Below are 14,766 nucleotides of genomic sequence, written 5' to 3' on the forward strand. Positions count from 1 at the left end.
CGCCTTCGGGGCAGGGGAGGGAACCGGGCGTGGAACCGGGCACGGTGATGGTCGGCCGGGACGACGAGCGGGCGCGGCTGTCCGCGTTCGTCCGGGCCCCCGACGGACAGACGCTGCTCCTCAGGGGCGAGGCGGGCGTCGGCAAGAGCACCCTGCTCGACCTGGCGGCGCGGCTCGCGGCCGAGGACGGGCACCTGGTCGTCCGCGCCACCGGGGTCGAGGCGGAGAGCGGGCTCCCGCACGCCGGGCTGCACCAGCTGCTCTACCCGCTGCTCCCGGAGGCCGACCACCACTCGACCGCCCGCACCGGGCAGCACCCCGAGGCCCCCCGGCTGGGCGCCACCGCCCGCGCCGCCCTCGACACGGCCTTCGGCCGGTCCGACGGTCCGCCGGTGCCGGTCATGGCGCTCGGCATCGCCGTGCTCGAGCTGCTCTCCTGGACGGCGGCGAAGGGCCGCCCGCTGCTGCTCGTCCTCGACGACGGCCAGTGGCTGGACGGGGCCAGCGCCGAGGTGTGCGGATTCGTCGGCCGCCGGCTGGCCGGCCGCCCCGGCGTCAAGCTCCTGGTCGCCGTCCGGGCCGACACCGCCTCCCCCTTCGACACCGCGGCACTGCCGGAGGTGCCGGTCGGCGCCCTCGCCGACGCCGACGCCACCCGCCTGCTGGACCTGCACCACCCGCAGCTCGGCCGGCAGGTCCGCGGGCTCGTCCTGGAGCAGGCCGGCGGCAACCCGCTCGCCCTGCTCGAGCTGCCCGCCCACCTCGCCGCCGGCCCCGGCGACCGGGCCGGCCAGGACCTCCTGGGCCTGCACGGCGTCCCGCTCCCCCGGCGGATCCAGGAGATCTACGCCGCCCGCCTCGCCCGCCTCGGCGACACCGTCCGCGCGGAACTGCTCCGGGGCGCCCTGGACGGAGCGGCGGCCCGGCCCGGCGACGGCCCGGCGCCGATCGCCCGCTACCGCATGCGCGAGGTCGACGAAGCCGTGGCCTGCGGCCTGTTGGTCGTCGAACCAATGACCGGCGAGCCCGCGTTCCGGCACCCGCTGGTGCGGTCGAGCGTCGTCCAGCTCGCCTCACCCGACCAGCGCCGCTCCGCCCACCGGGTCCTGGCGCAGCTGCACCGGGAGTACCCCGAACGGCGCGCCATCCACCTGGCGGCCGCCACCGTCGACCCCGAGGAGGGCGTGGCCGCCGACCTGGAGGCCGCCGCCCGGTCGGCCACCAGGCGCGGCGGCGCGCGGATGGCCGTCTCCTGGCTGACCCGCGCCGCGGAACTGAGCGAGACCCGGGTCGACCGCTCCAGGCGGCTCGGCGAGGCCGCGTACGTCGCCGGGCAGGCGGACCACCTCGGCCGGGCACGCAGCCTCGCGCTGGCCGCCGCCGCGCCCGGCACGGACGGGAGCCCCGCCGCCGTCCTCGCCGAGTGCTACCTGGCGCTGTACCGGGACGGCGAGGTGAGGGCCACCCACCGCCGGATCGTCGCCGCCGTCGAGCGGCTCCGGGACTCCCCCGACCGCGGCCGCCGCCCCGGCCACAGCACCGACCCCGGCACCGACCCCGGCGCCGGCGGCCCCCGTCCCGGCCCCGACCGCCCCGACGAGGTGCTCGACCGGCTCGTCAGCCTCCTGCTCGCCGTCAGCCAGTACGCGGGAGACCGCGCCACCTGGCGGCGCACCCACGAGGTCCTCACCACCCTCGGCGAGCGCGCCTCCGAACGCGCGTGGATGTACGGCAGCACCTGGAGCGACGTCGTCCGGCACGGCTCCGGCTGGTCCCGGCGGGTGGAGCGGGCCTCGGCCGACCTGGAGGACCAGGACCCCTGGGACGTCACCCGCCTCGCCGTGTCGGCCTACCACCTCGACGTCCTGAGCCCGCTGCGCCCCTACCTGGACCGCGTGGTCGACCGCGAACTCGACACCGGCGCCATGTCCAGCGGCATCGTCATGCTGCACCTGGTCCTGCTCGACCAACTGGCGCTCGGCCAGTGGGACGCCGCCGAACGCACCGGACACCGCGCCCTCGCCCTGGCCACCGAACGCGGCCACGGCCTGTTCGCCCACCAGACCCGGGCCTACCTCGCCCAACTCGCCGCCGTGCGCGGCCGGACGGCGGAGGCCCGCGAGCTGCAGACCGCCGTCGACGCCTGGGCCCGCCCGCGCGGCGTCGGATTCCTGACCCAGATCGCCGACGCCGTCGGCGCCACCACCGCGCTCAGCGCCGGCGACTACGAGACCGCGTTCCTCCACGCCATCGGCATCACGTCGCCGGGAGCGTTCCGGCCCTACGCCTACCAGGCCTCGCGGACCCTGCTCGACCTCGTCGAGGCCGCCCTGCACACCGGCCGCGCCGGGCAGGCCCGGGCCCACGCGCTGGCCGCGCGGGACGCGGGCCTGCCCGACCTGTCCCCCCGACTGGCCCTGATCACCCACGGCGCCCTGGCCATGACCGCCGAGGACGACACCGAGGCCGCGGCCCACTACGCCCGGGCGCAGTCCCACCCGGCCGCCGAGCGCTTCCCGTTCGAGCTGGCCCGGATCCGGCTCGCCCACGGCATCGCCGTCCGCCGCCTGCACGGCGCCGCGGCCGCCCGCCTCCCGCTCACCCAGGCCGCCAACGCCTTCGACCGCCTCGACGCCCCCGCCTGGGCCGCCCGCGCCCACGCCGAACTCCGGGCCGCCGGCGTCGCACCCCACTCCCCCGCCCCCGCCCCGCTGCCGCTGACCTGGCAGGAACGCCGCGTCGCCGAACTCGCCGCCGGAGGCCTGACCAACAAGGAGATCGGCGAACAGATGCGCCTCTCCCCCCGCACCGTCAGCGCCCACCTCTACCGCGCCTTCCCCAAGCTGGGCATCACCACCCGCGCCGCCCTCCGCGACGCCCTCACCCGCATCTCCGAACCGGCCCCGGCGCCGTCTCCCTGAGGACAGCGGCGGCCGTCGGCCCGTTCAGCCGAGTTCCTCGGCGAGGCCGACGACGATGCCCTCAGGGCCGCGGACGTAGCAGAGCCGGTAGACGTTCTCGTACTGGACGATCTCGCCGACGAGTTCGCCGCCGCGGGTGCGCAGGCGGGTGACGACGTCCTCGATGTCGTCGACGGCGACGAGGACGTCGTCCATGCGCCGGATCGCCATGCGGGGGCCTCCTGGGTCCGGTGAGGTGCAGCCTCCGGCCACGGTAGCCGCCGGGCGGCCGTGACCCCGGTCCGGCCACCCGTTCGGATGCACCGCGCGCCCGGCCGGGGGCGCGGAAGTCCGGGGCAGACCCGAGGCTGGAGTGGGCTCCGGCCCCCACGGTTCCCGTCACGGCTCGACACCGACGCAGGAGGACATACATGACGACCAAGGCCAGCATCGTCTTCGCCCACGGACTCTGGGCCGACGGCTCGTGCTTCAACAAGCTCGTCCCCGCCCTCCAGGCCGAGGGCCACACGGTGTCGTGCTCGCAGCACGGCCTCGACTCGCTGGCGGGCGACGTCGCGTGCGTCACCCGCTCCATCGACCACGTACCGGGCCCGGTGGTGCTGGTGGGGCACTCCTACGGCGGCACCCTGATCACCAAGGCCGGCGTCCACGACCGCGTCGGCGCGCTGGTCTACATCGCCGCGCTCGCCCCCGACGAGGACGAGACCTCGCAGGACCAGCAGAACAAGTTCGACGCCACACCCGTGTTCGGGAAGCTCGACATCAGCCAGGGCCGCATCTGGCTCACCGAGGCCGGCGTCCCCGACTTCTGCGGCGACCTGCCGGAGGAGGAGCAGAAGCTCGTCCTGGCGACGGGCGCCGTGCCCGTCCCGGACCTGTTCGGCCAGCAGGTCCCCGGTACCGCCTGGCGCACGAAGCCCAGCTGGTACATCGTCGCCAACAACGACCGCACCGTGAACCCGGACCTGGAGCGGGCGGCCGCCGAACGCATGGGCGCGAAGACCTACGCCGTCGACAGCAGCCACGTGCCCATGCTGTCCCACCCGGACTTCGTGCTCGACGTCATCCGCGACGCGGCCCGGAGCCTCGCGGCGTAGGCGACGTGCCGAGCCCGGCGGCGCAGCACCCCGCCGCCCGGCCGGCGCGAGTCAGCCCGCCCGGACCCGGCGCTCCGGCCGACCCGCCCCCGGTCATGACGCCCCGCCGATCCGGCCGTCCCCGCCATGAGGCTGTCGGGCGGCGGCCGGTGGGCCCCGGGGTCAGTCGCGGTCGGGGGTGAACGGCCCCTCGTCGAGGAAGCGGCGCAGCAGGCGCGCGAAGGTCCGGGCGTCCTCCGGCGGCCAGCCCGCGAGGGAGGTCTCGATGTCGGCGGCCAGTCGGCGGCGGGTCACCGCGACGACGTCGTGGCCGCCGTCGGTGAGCGCCAGCAGGGTCGCGCGGCGGTCCGCCGGGTCGGGGCGGCGTTCCAGCAGGCCGGTCCGCTCCAGGCGGTCGGCGCGGCGGGTGACGGTGGTGCGGTCGAGGCCGATCTCGCGGCCGAGGTCGGCGGCGCTGAGGGGGCCGGTGCGGGCGAGGCCGCTGAGGACCGGGTAGGTGAGGTCGTCGACCTCCTCGCCGAGTCCCTCGGTCAGCCGGGCGTGGAGGTCGGTGCGGGTGCTGCGCCGGAGGAGCAGCCCGAGGGCCTCGGCGATGTCCTGTCCTGTCGTATCGGTCACCCCCGAAGATTAGCGTGCGCGAAGCACGCTTCTCCTGCTACAGTCATAAGCGTGCTCAAGGCACGCATTTTATCGGGGGTCGCAAGGCCGCCCGTCACCCCACCGGAGGACCTCATGAACGCCACCGCCGCCGCCACCACCCGCACCGACATCCGCACCGCGCTCACCGACCTCCTCCTCACCCCGGGCCTCGACCTCGACGAGGCCGCCGACCGCCACTTCGCCCCCGACTACCGCCAGCGCACCGACGGCAGCTGGGCGGACCGCACCGAGTTCCTCGCCCACATCGCCCACCTGCGCACGGTCGTCGCCGGCGGATCGGTCGAGGTGCACGACGAGCTCGCCGACGGCGACCGCTACGCCGACCGGCACACCATGGAGGTCGTCAAGACCGACGGCTCCACCGTCCGGATGGAGGTCTACCTCTTCGGCGAGTTCGCCCCCGACGGCCGCTTCCTCCGGATCGAGGAGACCACCCTCATGCTGGCGGGCAGCGACGCCGACCGGAACCTCGGCAGCGCCCGCTGAACCCCCGCCCGCCGAACCCCGACGGACGACCCCCCCGCCCGCCGGACCCCGCCGGACGACCGGCGCCGCGTCAGCGCCCCCGATCCGCCGGAGGTCCGGACGGCTCGGAGGCCGCCGCTCCCGGCGCCGGTCCCCGCCGGTCGGCGTAGACCGCCCAGAGCACCGAGACCAGCGGCACCGCGACCACGGCACCGATCACCCCGGCCGCGATGCTGCCCGCGAGCACCGCGACGGCGACCACCACCGGGTGCAGGCTGACCGCCCTGCTCATCACCAGCGGGTGCAGCAGATGGCCCTCGATCTGGCCGATCACCACGATCAGCAGCAGCACGACGATCGCGATCACCGGTCCCCGGGCGGCCAGCGCCACCACCGAGGCGACCAGCATCGCGATCGGCGAACCGATCAGCGGCACGAAGGAGGCGAGGAACTCCAGCACCGTCAACGGCACGGCCAGCGGCACGCCGAGGAAGTAGAGCGCGATGCCGACCATCACCGCGTTGGTCGCGGCGACGACGAAGATGCCCCGGGTGTAACCGGCGAAGGTCCGCCAGGCCACCCGGCCGCCCCGGTCGAGGTGCTCCCCGGCCGCGGCCGGGAACTGGGCGGCGGTCCAGCGCCACATCCGTCCCCCGGAGTGCAGGAAGAACACCGACATGAACACCGCGAGCGCGGCGCCGCTCCCCAGCTCGACCAGCCGCCGGCCACCGCTGACGGCTGTGCTGATCAGCGTCGAGCGGTGTGCGGAGACGAAGTCGGCGACCTTCCGCTGCAGGTCGTCGAAGGTCGAGGGCTCCAGGCGGAACGGCGCCCCCTCCAGCGCCTTCTCCAGGCGGTCCAGTCCGCCCTCGAACTCCCGGTTCAGGCGGTCCAGGTCGTTCGCCACGATCTCGCCGACCAGCGCGAGCAGGCCGGCCGGCACCAGGATCGCGACGGCCAGACCGATCAGCACCGCGAACGGGCGGGGGACGACCCGGCCGGCCAGATCCACCAGCGGCCGGACCACCGAGGTGATCACCAGCGCGAGGAAGGCGGCCAGCGTGATCAGGTGGAACCGCCCCAGCACCGTCAGCACCAGGTACCCGGCCACCGCGACGGCGAGCAGCCGCCACGCGTAGTCGGAGAGCCGGCGCAGCACGGGGCCCGCGCCGGTGGCGGCCGGAACCGGGCCCGGGGAGCCCGGGCGGCGGGGGTCCCGGCGGCGGGGGCCGGGCCGCCTCAGCGGCATGCCGCACCGCCGCCCGGCGCGGGGCGCCGTCCGGGGAGTCCTCCGGTACTGCTGGGGTGCGAGAGCGGCATGAACCCTGGATAGCGGGTGGAGCGGCCCGCGGGGTGTTCCCGCGCCGACGGGCACCCGCCCGGCCGATCCGGCGGGCCCGGCGATCCCGTCCGGCCCGTGCGGCACCCTCCGGCGGTTGCGGCCCGGTCCGGCTCCTTGCGGGCCCCTCCGGCTCCGGTAGCGTGGCGCCATGATCACCGGTCGTTCCCTGGCCACCCGTCTGAGCGCACTGGCGGCCCGCGTCCCGTTCGACCTCGCCGTACTTCCCGGCCTCGACGCCACCGCGGCCCCCGGCCCCGACACCACCGCGCTCCCCGCGCCGGTGCCGCCCGCCGAGCGTGAAGTCCTGCGCCACCTGGGCGGCTTCTCCGTACCGCCGGTGGAGGTCCGCCTGACCGGCCACCCGCGGCAGCGGAGCAACCCCGCGCTGCCCGACCTGCGGCAGGTGGTGGCGGACGACGGCGGTGGCGGGCTCACCTGGGTCGACATCGCGCCGGACGGGACCTGGGGCCAGGTGCTGATGCAGTACCGGGAGGGCGGTCTGTACGTCCAGGCCCCCTCGCTCGCCGTCTGGCTGGACCGGCTGGTCACCACCGCCGAGGACCTCGTCGACGAGATCGGCTTCGAGGACGGCGTCCAGCCCTACGCGGACGAGTTCTGGGACGCCCTCCACCCCGACGGCCCCTCGCTCCCCCTCCACCCCGCACCCTCACTGCGCACCGACGCCACCGACGCCGCCGACCCGACCCTCGCCGCCCTGGCCCGGCACGTCCCCGACAACGCCCTCGTCGCCGATCTCCGCGACGCCGCCCCGGGCAGCCACGCCCGCTTCGACCGCGCCTGCGGCCCGCACCGGCTCCTCCGCGCGGCCGACGCCCCGGTGTTCGCCGCCGTCCCCTGGGACTGGCAGCACGACCGGCCCCGGTGAACAACTCCGAACGCCCGTACCCCCCGCAACACCCCGACTAGGCTTGCCCGGACAGGACAGTGTTCGAACAAGGGGGGACCACCGTGCCGTACGCGATCGGTGCCAAGGTGAAGCTGACCAGGGACGTTCCGGTCACCGCCGACGGCAGGGCCGCCGGGATCGGCTCCCCCGGCCCGCTCTCCCTCGCCACCGGCCTGACCGGCACCGTCACCGGCGCCGCCCAGGGCTCCGGCGGTGCCGCCGACGCCCTCCGCGCGAGCTTCGACGAACAACTCCGCGGCGCCCGCCTGGACAGCTTCGCGGCCGGCCTGGTCGACGACCTGCGCCAACGCGTCGTCGCCGCCGGAGCACCTACTACCGGCACCGGCACCCGGACCGACTACCGGGTGCGCTTCGACAACGGCTTCGTCCTCGACGGACTCGACGAATCCGCCCTGGCCCCGGCCTGATCCCGGCCCGCCACCCGGCCGTTGCACCCCGGCCCGCCACCCGGCCGCCGCGTCCCGGCCCGCCACCGACCCGCGACAGTCCGTCCGGCACCGACGGTGCGCCCGGGCCGTGATCCGGCCCAGGACGCAGCCGCCCTCGGCGCCGCGACCGCTCAGTGGACGCCGGGAGGGTTGGGGAAGTTGTTGAGCTGCAGCAGGTTCCAGCTCTGGTTCCCGGTGTTCCACGCCTCGTCGGTGGTGATGCAGTCCCACTGCTGGAGCCGGGCCTGCTGGACCGGTGTGCCGTTCGAGGCCGTCGCGTCCAGGCACCTGCCGGTGGCCCGGTTCTTCAGGATCATGGTCGTGGGGAAGCACATACAGGTGTGCCCGACCCAGGCGGTGGTCCATTCGGCCGGCGCGTAACCGGCGTCGCAGTACGGGTACTGGAGGATGCCGGTGCCGTTGCCGTAGGTCCCCGACCGCCAGTCGAGCATCAGGCACTGGCCGGAGTGCCTGGCCTTGATCCGGAAGTACCCGTTCCCGCTGTCGAGCAGCTCGTACTCCTGGGACGCACTGGCGTTGTTCGGCCACAGGAAGACACCGGTGTACGGGTCGGCCGACGCCCACATGACGTCGGCACGGAGCCCGGTCCGGGCGTTCACGAGCTCGTAGCGGGTGGGTTCGGCCGCCTGCGCGGGCGTGGCGGCGAACGCCGCGAGGACGGCGAACGCCAGTGCCGCCACCAGGGCCGCCGGGGTGACCGGAGCGGGTCGGGCGGTCCTCCCGGAACCGCCGGTCCGCCGGGGACGGTGCATCCGCATGCTGTTCTCCTCCGTAGGTCTCGACCGGCAGGCGGACGAGGCTGGTCCGCCCGGTCCGGCCGCGCCCGGCCCGGACGGCCCCCACCCTGCCGCCACGGCCTGGGTACCGACCTTGCGCGCACCTTGTCGGGCACCTTGTCGACCACCTGGTCCGGCACCTGGTCGGGCACCTTGTCGCGCACCTGTCGGACACCTTGCGGGCACCTTGTCGGGCCCGCCAGCATGGACCGTGGGGATGTTTCGCACGGGCCGTCGACCGCACGGGGGGACATGTGGACATCCGGCTGCTGGGCGAGGTCGAGGTCCGGTCGGCGGGCCGGCCGCTCGGTGTGGGGACGCCGCAGCAGCAGGTGGTGCTCGCGGTACTGGTCGTCAACGCCCGAAGACCGGTCTCGATGGAGGCACTCGTCGACCGCGTCTGGGGCTACGACCCGCCCGCCGGCCCCCGGCCCGCGCTGTACGCACACCTCAGCAGGATCCGCGGGCTGCTGAGACAGACCACCGCACCCGGTGGCGGGCCGGCCGCGCGGGTGGAGCGCCGGCACGCCGGCTACGTGCTGGAGATCGACCCCGAGCTGGTGGACCTGCACCGGTTCCGCCGGCTCGTCGAGCAGGGCGACGGCGCGCCGGACGACGACGCGACCGGGGCCTCGACACTCGCCGAAGCCCTGGCCCTGTGGCGGGGGGAACCCCTGGCCGGCCTCCCGGGCGCCTGGGCCGCACAGGTCCGGGCGAGCTGGCACCGGCGGCGGCTGGACGCCCTGGTCCGGTGGGCGCAGGCGGAGTTCCGGCTCGGCCGCCCCGCCGCGGTCATCTCCGCCGTACCGGATCTCACCGTCGAATATCCGCTGGCCGAACCCCTCGAATGCGTGCTGATCCGGTCGTTGCACGCGGCCGGGCGGGGTGCGGAGGCGCTGGAGCGGTACGGCGCGGTACGGCGACGGCTGGCCGAGGAACTCGGCACCGGGCCCGGTGCGGAGCTCCGCAGCCTGTACCGGACCGTCCTGACCGGGGACCGTCCTCCGCCCTGAACACCCGGGCGCCCGCGGCCCCGTCGACCCGGCACCGAGGCACGGAACGGGACCCCGGCGCGCGACACGCCGTGGTGGTGTCACTCGATGAGGTGACAGTGGAGGTCGGGACCTGGCCATCGCGGTGAGCGGATTCCTAGGCTTGGCATGCCTGCTTCCTGACTGCTCGCCAGATCGACGCGTCCGGGAGGACGACCATGTCCGATCACGCACCCGAGCCCGCATCAATCATCGGCCACTCACCGTCCGCCGCTCCGACGGCGGGAGTCGGCGCCCCGGCCCCGGGAGTCGGCGCCCCGGCGCCCGGAGTCGGCATCCCGGCACCGGCCACTCCCCCGAGCGATCCCCCGCCCGTGCTGGCGCCCGCCTCGCGGCACATTCCCAAGGCCACCCTGGTGGCACTGGACATCGCGCCGCCGTCCGGCGGTCAGGCGTTGCTCAAGCACAGCTTCGCCCACCAACTCGCCCTGCGGCCGGGCGAGGTGGAGGCCACCGCACGGGCCGCCGGCCAGCCGGGCGGGGCCGCGCTGGCCCGACTGCTCACCGGGTACGAGGAGGGTGCGGCGGATCCACCGGGGCCGGCGCCGTTCGCCGAGGTGCCGGTCGACGACCTCGTCGCGTTCGGCCTCGCGCTCACGCAACTGCGCCGCACCGCAAGCGGTTCGGCGACCGCGCACGCCGACCGCGCCGCCGTCGCCGTCCAGAGCCTGGTGTTCAACACCCGTTCCAGCCGCCTGAGCATGCTCAACCTGGAGCGCCTGGAGATGGCGCCGGCCGGTATCCAGCGCGGTGAGCTGATCGCCACCGTTCCGCTGGCCCCGCTGGAGGAGACGGCCGTCACCCACAAGGAGTGGTCGGTCACCTCCCGGGAGTTCACCTCCATCGTGACGGACTCGCTGGAGAGTTACAGCGAGACGGGAGTCACCGACAACACCGAGCTCTCCCAGTCCACCGCCAACCAGCAGCAGCACTCCAACCAGTTCAACATCACCGGCACGGTGTCCGGCGGCATTCCGGTGATCAACGGCTCGGCCTCGTCCGGGTTCACCGCCCAGGACAGCTCCTCCACCTCCGCGTCGGAGAGCCGCAAGCACGCCTCCGGACTGACCCAGAAGGCGTCCTCACGGGCCAAGCAGGAGCACAAGGTCACCATCTCCACCCTGACCGTCACCGGCACCGAGGAGACCACCACCCGGACGGTGAAGAACCCGAGCCAGACGCAGGCGGTCCGGATCGACTACTTCAGCCTGCTGCGCACCTGGCGGGTCCGGCTGTACCGGTACGGGCTGCGGGCGGCCTACGACATCGTGGTCCCGGAGCCCTCCGCGGCGATCCGCAAGGACTACGTCGAACTGGCCGCGCTGCGGGCCGCACTCGGCCCGTTCGTCTTCAACCTGCCGCACGACGACATCACCGACGACGTCCGTCCGGCGGACCAGGCGCCCGGGTTCCCGCCGAACCGCAAGCACTACCGCTACCTCGGCGATCTGTACGGCGTGCAGGTTCCGGACCCGCCCGAGGCCACCAAGGAGCTCTTCCCCAACGACAACGTGCCGGCCGGCGGGGGCTGGCACTTCTACCCGATGCGCTTCCGGATCGAGGACGGCTACGCCGTCTCGGCCGTGACGGCGGAGTTCCACCTCGGCATGCTCAGCGACAATCCGCGGATGCACTACGGCGTGGAGGGCAGCGGCTTCGAGAGGGACTCCGGCGACCCCCTGCACGACGCCGTGGTGCTCAGCGATCCGCCGTACAACGCCTTCAAGGGCCGCACCGGCGAGCAGAACGTGCTGATCTTCCTCCACGACGTCGGGCCCGCCTGGGTGGGCCTGAAGATCACCACCGCCCGGACGCCCGAGCTGTTCTCCCGCTGGCAGTCCCAGGTGTGGAACATGCTGCACGACGCCGCGCAGACCAGGTACCTCGCCGAACAGCAGGACATCGCCAACCGGATCGCCGCACTGGAGGACCGCCTCGCCGGGGTGGACACCCTCACCCTGCGGCGCGAGGAGAACGACGAGATCATGAAGTGCGTGCTCCGCCACCTCCTGGGCACCGAGTACGAGTTCATGGCACCCGGCGCGGTGGACGCGCTCCGCGCGGCCGGCGTGGACACCGCGCACGGCGCCGGGTTCGCGCCTGGGGTGCTCAAGCCGCCGGACGGCGCGTGGGCGAGGCTGAGGCGTCACGAGGACCTGGTCCGTTTCGTCAACCAGGCCGTGGAGTGGGAGAACGTGGTGACCTTCCTCTACTCCTACTTCTGGGACGCCCCCGACTCCTGGGACTTCGTCCGGCACATCCGCCATCCCGACCCCACCCGGCAGGCCTTCCTGCGGGCCGGCGGCGCGCGCATCGTCCTGACCATCCGCAAGGGTTGGGAGGACGCCTGGGTGCGCTTCTGCGAGGGCGGCTTCAAGGACGCCGACATCCCCGCCGACCACCCCTACCTGACCGTCGCCCAGGAGATCGCCGCCTACGACGACCGCTACTACCCCGGCATCCCGCCGGCCAATCCGGGCCGCGGCACCGTCCGGATCGAGGACACCGTGAGCACCGAGTGCTCGGCCGTCATCGGGCCCAACCCGGCCAATCCGGGGCTGCCGGTGACCATTGCGGTCACCTCCAGCCGGGGCTTCACGCCCGGCGCGCCGGTCGTGATCGACTCCACCCGCCACCGCGACCTCCAGGAGACCTGCACGGTCGTGGCGGTTCCCGACCCCGGCCGGCTGACCCTCGACCGGCTGCTGCACCGGCACGACGGCACCGTCACCCCGATCCCCGTCGTCCAGCCCGGGGAGAAGGGCGAGCTGATCGCCGAGTGGAACGAGTACACCCCCTCCTCCGGAACCGACATCCAACTCAACACCAATCTCCCGCAGATGAGCTGAGCCGGCGGAGGCCGCGCGCTGGAGGTCCTGATGGAGGTCGGGGTCAACTACCCCTGGATGCGCAACGACCCGATCACCATCGGGCCCAACATCCACGAGAAGGGCAGACCGCACCCGTGGCAGGGGCCGGGCTCCGACCTGGACCGCAACCTCGCCACCCTGCGCGGCCTCGGCGTCACCGTGGTGCGGATGTGGCTGATGGCGCACGGCGTCAACTACGACGGGACGGTCTTCTGCGTCAGCGCCCTCAACGGGGCTGCCCGCTGGCGGTTCGAACCGCCGAAACGGCTCCACCCGAAGTTCCTCGACGACGTGGAGGAACTTCTGGTGAAGTGCGAGAAGGCGGACCTGCGGATCATCCCGGTCCTCCTCGACTTCGGCTTCTTCGACGAGCCGGAAGCCTGGTCGCTGAAGTACTTCGGCCCCGGGCCACCCACCCCGACCGACCTCAACTACGGCCGCGGCCGGCGGGCCGTGGCCGAGGACCGCAACCTCCGGGCGACCTTCGTCGAGGGCACCGTCAAACCACTGGTCGCGGCGATCGCGAAGCACCGAAGGATCGTTCACGCCGTGGACGTCGTCAACGAGCCGTACTGGTGCGTCAGCCCGATCACGGGCGACCTCTTCGGCCAGTCCGTCAACCAGGACGCCCTCACCGCGCTCATGCGGGACTGCGTGGCGGCCGTGGAGGCGGCCGGGCTGCCGTCCACCGTCGGGCACCGCTTCCACCGGGACATCGCCAACGTCTTCGGCAGCGTCAAGGTGACCCGCCCGCAGTTCCACTACTACGCCTCGCTCCCGGGGGTGGACGCCCTGCCGGTGCTCTCCGGCCTGAGCGGCACGCGCCCGTTCCTCGGCGAGTTCGGCTGCATCACCGGCGGGGAGCTGGACGCCCTGCAGCGGGACGCCACCGCCCGGGGCGACAGGGTGGTGCTCGACCAGATCGGGCCGATGCGCCGGACCCAGAACCTCTGGCCGGTTCTCCAGCAGTCCCGCAAGACCCAGGCACCGGGCGCCGTTCTCACCGAACGCCTCGACTGGCTGGCCGACTTCGGCTACGAACTGGCGCTGGTCTGGCCGAACGCCGTCCTCCCCGACCCCAGTCGCGAGGACCTCAAGATCGATGCCCTCCGGCGCGCCCAGATCGCGGAGTTCACCCGTCGCCGCCCCGGCTGAGCCCTCCTCCGTCGTTGTGCGTACCGCACCCCGCCCCTGGACGGAGGGACGGGGTGCGGACAACGAACGGGTCGCGGTCGCGGCTAACCGAGGCCGCGGGCGTCCTGCTTCAGCGCGGTGTCGACGGTCAGCGCGGTCGCCACGACGAGGCTGAGCAGCGGGTCCGACAGCGGTCGGTGGATCTGGAGCACGTAGTTGTCGGCCGTGGTGAACATCGTCTTCGCCAGGCCTTCCCAGGTCTTGGTGATCCGGGCGATCTCGGTGTCCGTCGCGTCGACGATGGAGAAGTTCCAGGCCCGCCAGTTCTCGGCCTTGACGGCGCCGACCTTCTGCCCGCCGACCTCCAGCGCGAAGTTGATCTTCCCGATCGCGTTCTGCTGGACGATCTGGCCGACCTCCTGACCGTTCGGAAGCTGCACGACCACCCGCGACTTGATGAACTTCGCCGGGCGGGTCAGCAGCAGCACCGGGGTGCCGTGCGCGTCCCGGATCTCGAGCTTGTGGGTCAGGTACTGGTCGAGCGAAGTGAGCAGCCGTATCACCTTGCGCAGCGCACTCTGTTCGACCTGGACCACCGAGCCCAGCGTGGCACCCTGCTGGTCGAAGACGGCGTACTCGTTGGTGAGTTCGATCAGCTTCGCCTTCTGGTTCACCACCAGGACGGGCTCGGAGAAGAGGGTGCCGCCGCCACCGGCGACCGGTCCGACACCGGCCTGCTGCTGCACCTGACGCTGCACCTTGGCGGAGTCGCCGGCCGGAGCGGCCGGCTGCCCGGGGAAACCGGGAGTGTTCGTGTTCTGGGACATGGCGGGCAGGCTAGGGTCAAACCTCCCCGGCCCGCTATTTCGTTCGATCGCCCCTGGACCGGCCGGGGCTGCGGTTCGCGCCGCCGACCTGCGGATTCGACCGCCACGGGGACCAGTTGACGGCCCCCCGAGGACGACGGTGTGTCCGATGTCACACCCGGGGGGGCTTCTGCGCCTAGATGCCGACGCGAACACGGCCGAGGTCGAGGCCGAGGTCACGGTCAAGGTCACGGGTCGAGGCCGAA

Annotated in this window: 13 protein-coding genes; 8 read left to right on the forward strand and 5 right to left on the reverse strand. The window is 73.7% G+C overall.

Annotation, left to right across the window (positions count from 1 at the left end; translation table 11 throughout):
- Positions 1-29: 29 nt before the first annotated feature.
- Entirely contained in the window at positions 30-2,921 is a 2,892-nt protein-coding gene (locus tag BLU95_RS06785) for a helix-turn-helix transcriptional regulator (RefSeq protein WP_353653542.1), read from the forward strand.
- A gap of 24 nt (positions 2,922-2,945) precedes the next feature.
- On the opposite strand, the gene BLU95_RS06790 is transcribed toward BLU95_RS06785, so the two are convergent.
- On the reverse strand, positions 2,946-3,131 hold the full coding sequence (locus BLU95_RS06790; RefSeq protein WP_197698726.1) for a VOC family protein: 186 nt from the start codon (positions 3,129-3,131) through the stop codon (positions 2,946-2,948).
- A 200-nt stretch (positions 3,132-3,331) separates the two neighbouring features.
- On the opposite strand from BLU95_RS06790, the gene BLU95_RS06795 reads away from it, so the two are divergent.
- Entirely contained in the window at positions 3,332-4,018 is a 687-nt protein-coding gene (locus tag BLU95_RS06795) for an alpha/beta fold hydrolase (RefSeq protein WP_093859176.1), read from the forward strand.
- A gap of 162 nt (positions 4,019-4,180) precedes the next feature.
- On the opposite strand, the gene BLU95_RS06800 is transcribed toward BLU95_RS06795, so the two are convergent.
- Complete coding sequence (locus BLU95_RS06800; RefSeq protein WP_093859177.1) at positions 4,181-4,636, reverse strand: MarR family winged helix-turn-helix transcriptional regulator; 456 nt, start codon at positions 4,634-4,636, stop codon at positions 4,181-4,183.
- A 114-nt stretch (positions 4,637-4,750) separates the two neighbouring features.
- On the opposite strand from BLU95_RS06800, the gene BLU95_RS06805 reads away from it, so the two are divergent.
- Positions 4,751-5,164 carry a nuclear transport factor 2 family protein gene (locus BLU95_RS06805; protein WP_093859178.1) on the forward strand — a complete coding sequence of 138 codons (414 nt, stop codon included), beginning with the start codon at positions 4,751-4,753 and terminating at the stop codon, positions 5,162-5,164.
- A gap of 70 nt (positions 5,165-5,234) precedes the next feature.
- Here the strand turns inward: BLU95_RS06805 and BLU95_RS06810 are convergent, their stop codons facing one another.
- Positions 5,235-6,392 (reverse strand): AI-2E family transporter, encoded by a 1,158-nt coding sequence (locus tag BLU95_RS06810; RefSeq protein WP_093859179.1) that lies wholly within the window; start codon positions 6,390-6,392, stop codon positions 5,235-5,237.
- A gap of 241 nt (positions 6,393-6,633) precedes the next feature.
- Between BLU95_RS06810 and BLU95_RS06815 the strand changes: the two genes are divergently transcribed.
- Together BLU95_RS06815 and BLU95_RS06820 are read left to right on the forward strand one after the other, a co-directional pair.
- Entirely contained in the window at positions 6,634-7,371 is a 738-nt protein-coding gene (locus tag BLU95_RS06815; RefSeq protein ID WP_093859180.1) for an SMI1/KNR4 family protein, read from the forward strand.
- An 83-nt stretch (positions 7,372-7,454) separates the two neighbouring features.
- On the forward strand, positions 7,455-7,820 hold the full coding sequence (locus BLU95_RS06820) for a hypothetical protein (protein ID WP_093859181.1): 366 nt from the start codon (positions 7,455-7,457) through the stop codon (positions 7,818-7,820).
- 152 nt (positions 7,821-7,972) lie between these two features.
- Here the strand turns inward: BLU95_RS06820 and BLU95_RS06825 are convergent, their stop codons facing one another.
- Positions 7,973-8,620, reverse strand: coding sequence for an RICIN domain-containing protein (locus tag BLU95_RS06825; protein WP_093859182.1), 648 nt, complete (start codon positions 8,618-8,620; stop codon positions 7,973-7,975).
- Between the two features lie 272 nt (positions 8,621-8,892).
- Here BLU95_RS06825 and BLU95_RS06830 point away from each other — a divergent pair, with 272 nt between their 5' ends.
- The 3 genes from BLU95_RS06830 to BLU95_RS06840 all read left to right on the forward strand — a co-directional run bounded on the left by BLU95_RS06830 (position 8,893) and on the right by BLU95_RS06840 (position 13,715).
- Entirely contained in the window at positions 8,893-9,651 is a 759-nt protein-coding gene (locus BLU95_RS06830) for an AfsR/SARP family transcriptional regulator (protein ID WP_093859183.1), read from the forward strand.
- A 353-nt stretch (positions 9,652-10,004) separates the two neighbouring features.
- Positions 10,005-12,539: a hypothetical protein gene (locus tag BLU95_RS06835; protein WP_093859184.1), complete on the forward strand. Its 2,535-nt coding sequence runs from the start codon at positions 10,005-10,007 to the stop codon at positions 12,537-12,539.
- A 30-nt stretch (positions 12,540-12,569) separates the two neighbouring features.
- On the forward strand, positions 12,570-13,715 hold the full coding sequence (locus tag BLU95_RS06840) for a hypothetical protein (protein ID WP_093859185.1): 1,146 nt from the start codon (positions 12,570-12,572) through the stop codon (positions 13,713-13,715).
- Between the two features lie 83 nt (positions 13,716-13,798).
- Here the strand turns inward: BLU95_RS06840 and BLU95_RS06845 are convergent, their stop codons facing one another.
- On the reverse strand, positions 13,799-14,569 hold the full coding sequence (locus BLU95_RS06845) for an LURP-one-related family protein (RefSeq protein WP_502689860.1): 771 nt from the start codon (positions 14,567-14,569) through the stop codon (positions 13,799-13,801).
- Between the last annotated feature and the right edge of the window lie 197 nt (positions 14,570-14,766).

This window comes from Streptomyces sp. TLI_053, from assembly GCF_900105395.1.
In the GTDB taxonomy this organism is placed as follows: domain Bacteria; phylum Actinomycetota; class Actinomycetes; order Streptomycetales; family Streptomycetaceae; genus Kitasatospora.

Coding starts and splice junctions, on each gene's coding strand:
- BLU95_RS06790 (WP_197698726.1), bottom strand. CDS start 3,131: ATGGCGATCCGGCGCATGGACGACGTCCTCGTCGCCGTCGACGACATC.
- BLU95_RS06795 (WP_093859176.1), top strand. CDS start 3,332: ATGACGACCAAGGCCAGCATCGTCTTCGCCCACGGACTCTGGGCCGAC.
- BLU95_RS06805 (WP_093859178.1), top strand. CDS start 4,751: ATGAACGCCACCGCCGCCGCCACCACCCGCACCGACATCCGCACCGCG.
- BLU95_RS06810 (WP_093859179.1), bottom strand. CDS start 6,392: ATGCCGCTGAGGCGGCCCGGCCCCCGCCGCCGGGACCCCCGCCGCCCG.
- BLU95_RS06815 (WP_093859180.1), top strand. CDS start 6,634: ATGATCACCGGTCGTTCCCTGGCCACCCGTCTGAGCGCACTGGCGGCC.
- BLU95_RS06825 (WP_093859182.1), bottom strand. CDS start 8,620: ATGCGGATGCACCGTCCCCGGCGGACCGGCGGTTCCGGGAGGACCGCC.
- BLU95_RS06840 (WP_093859185.1), top strand. CDS start 12,570: ATGGAGGTCGGGGTCAACTACCCCTGGATGCGCAACGACCCGATCACC.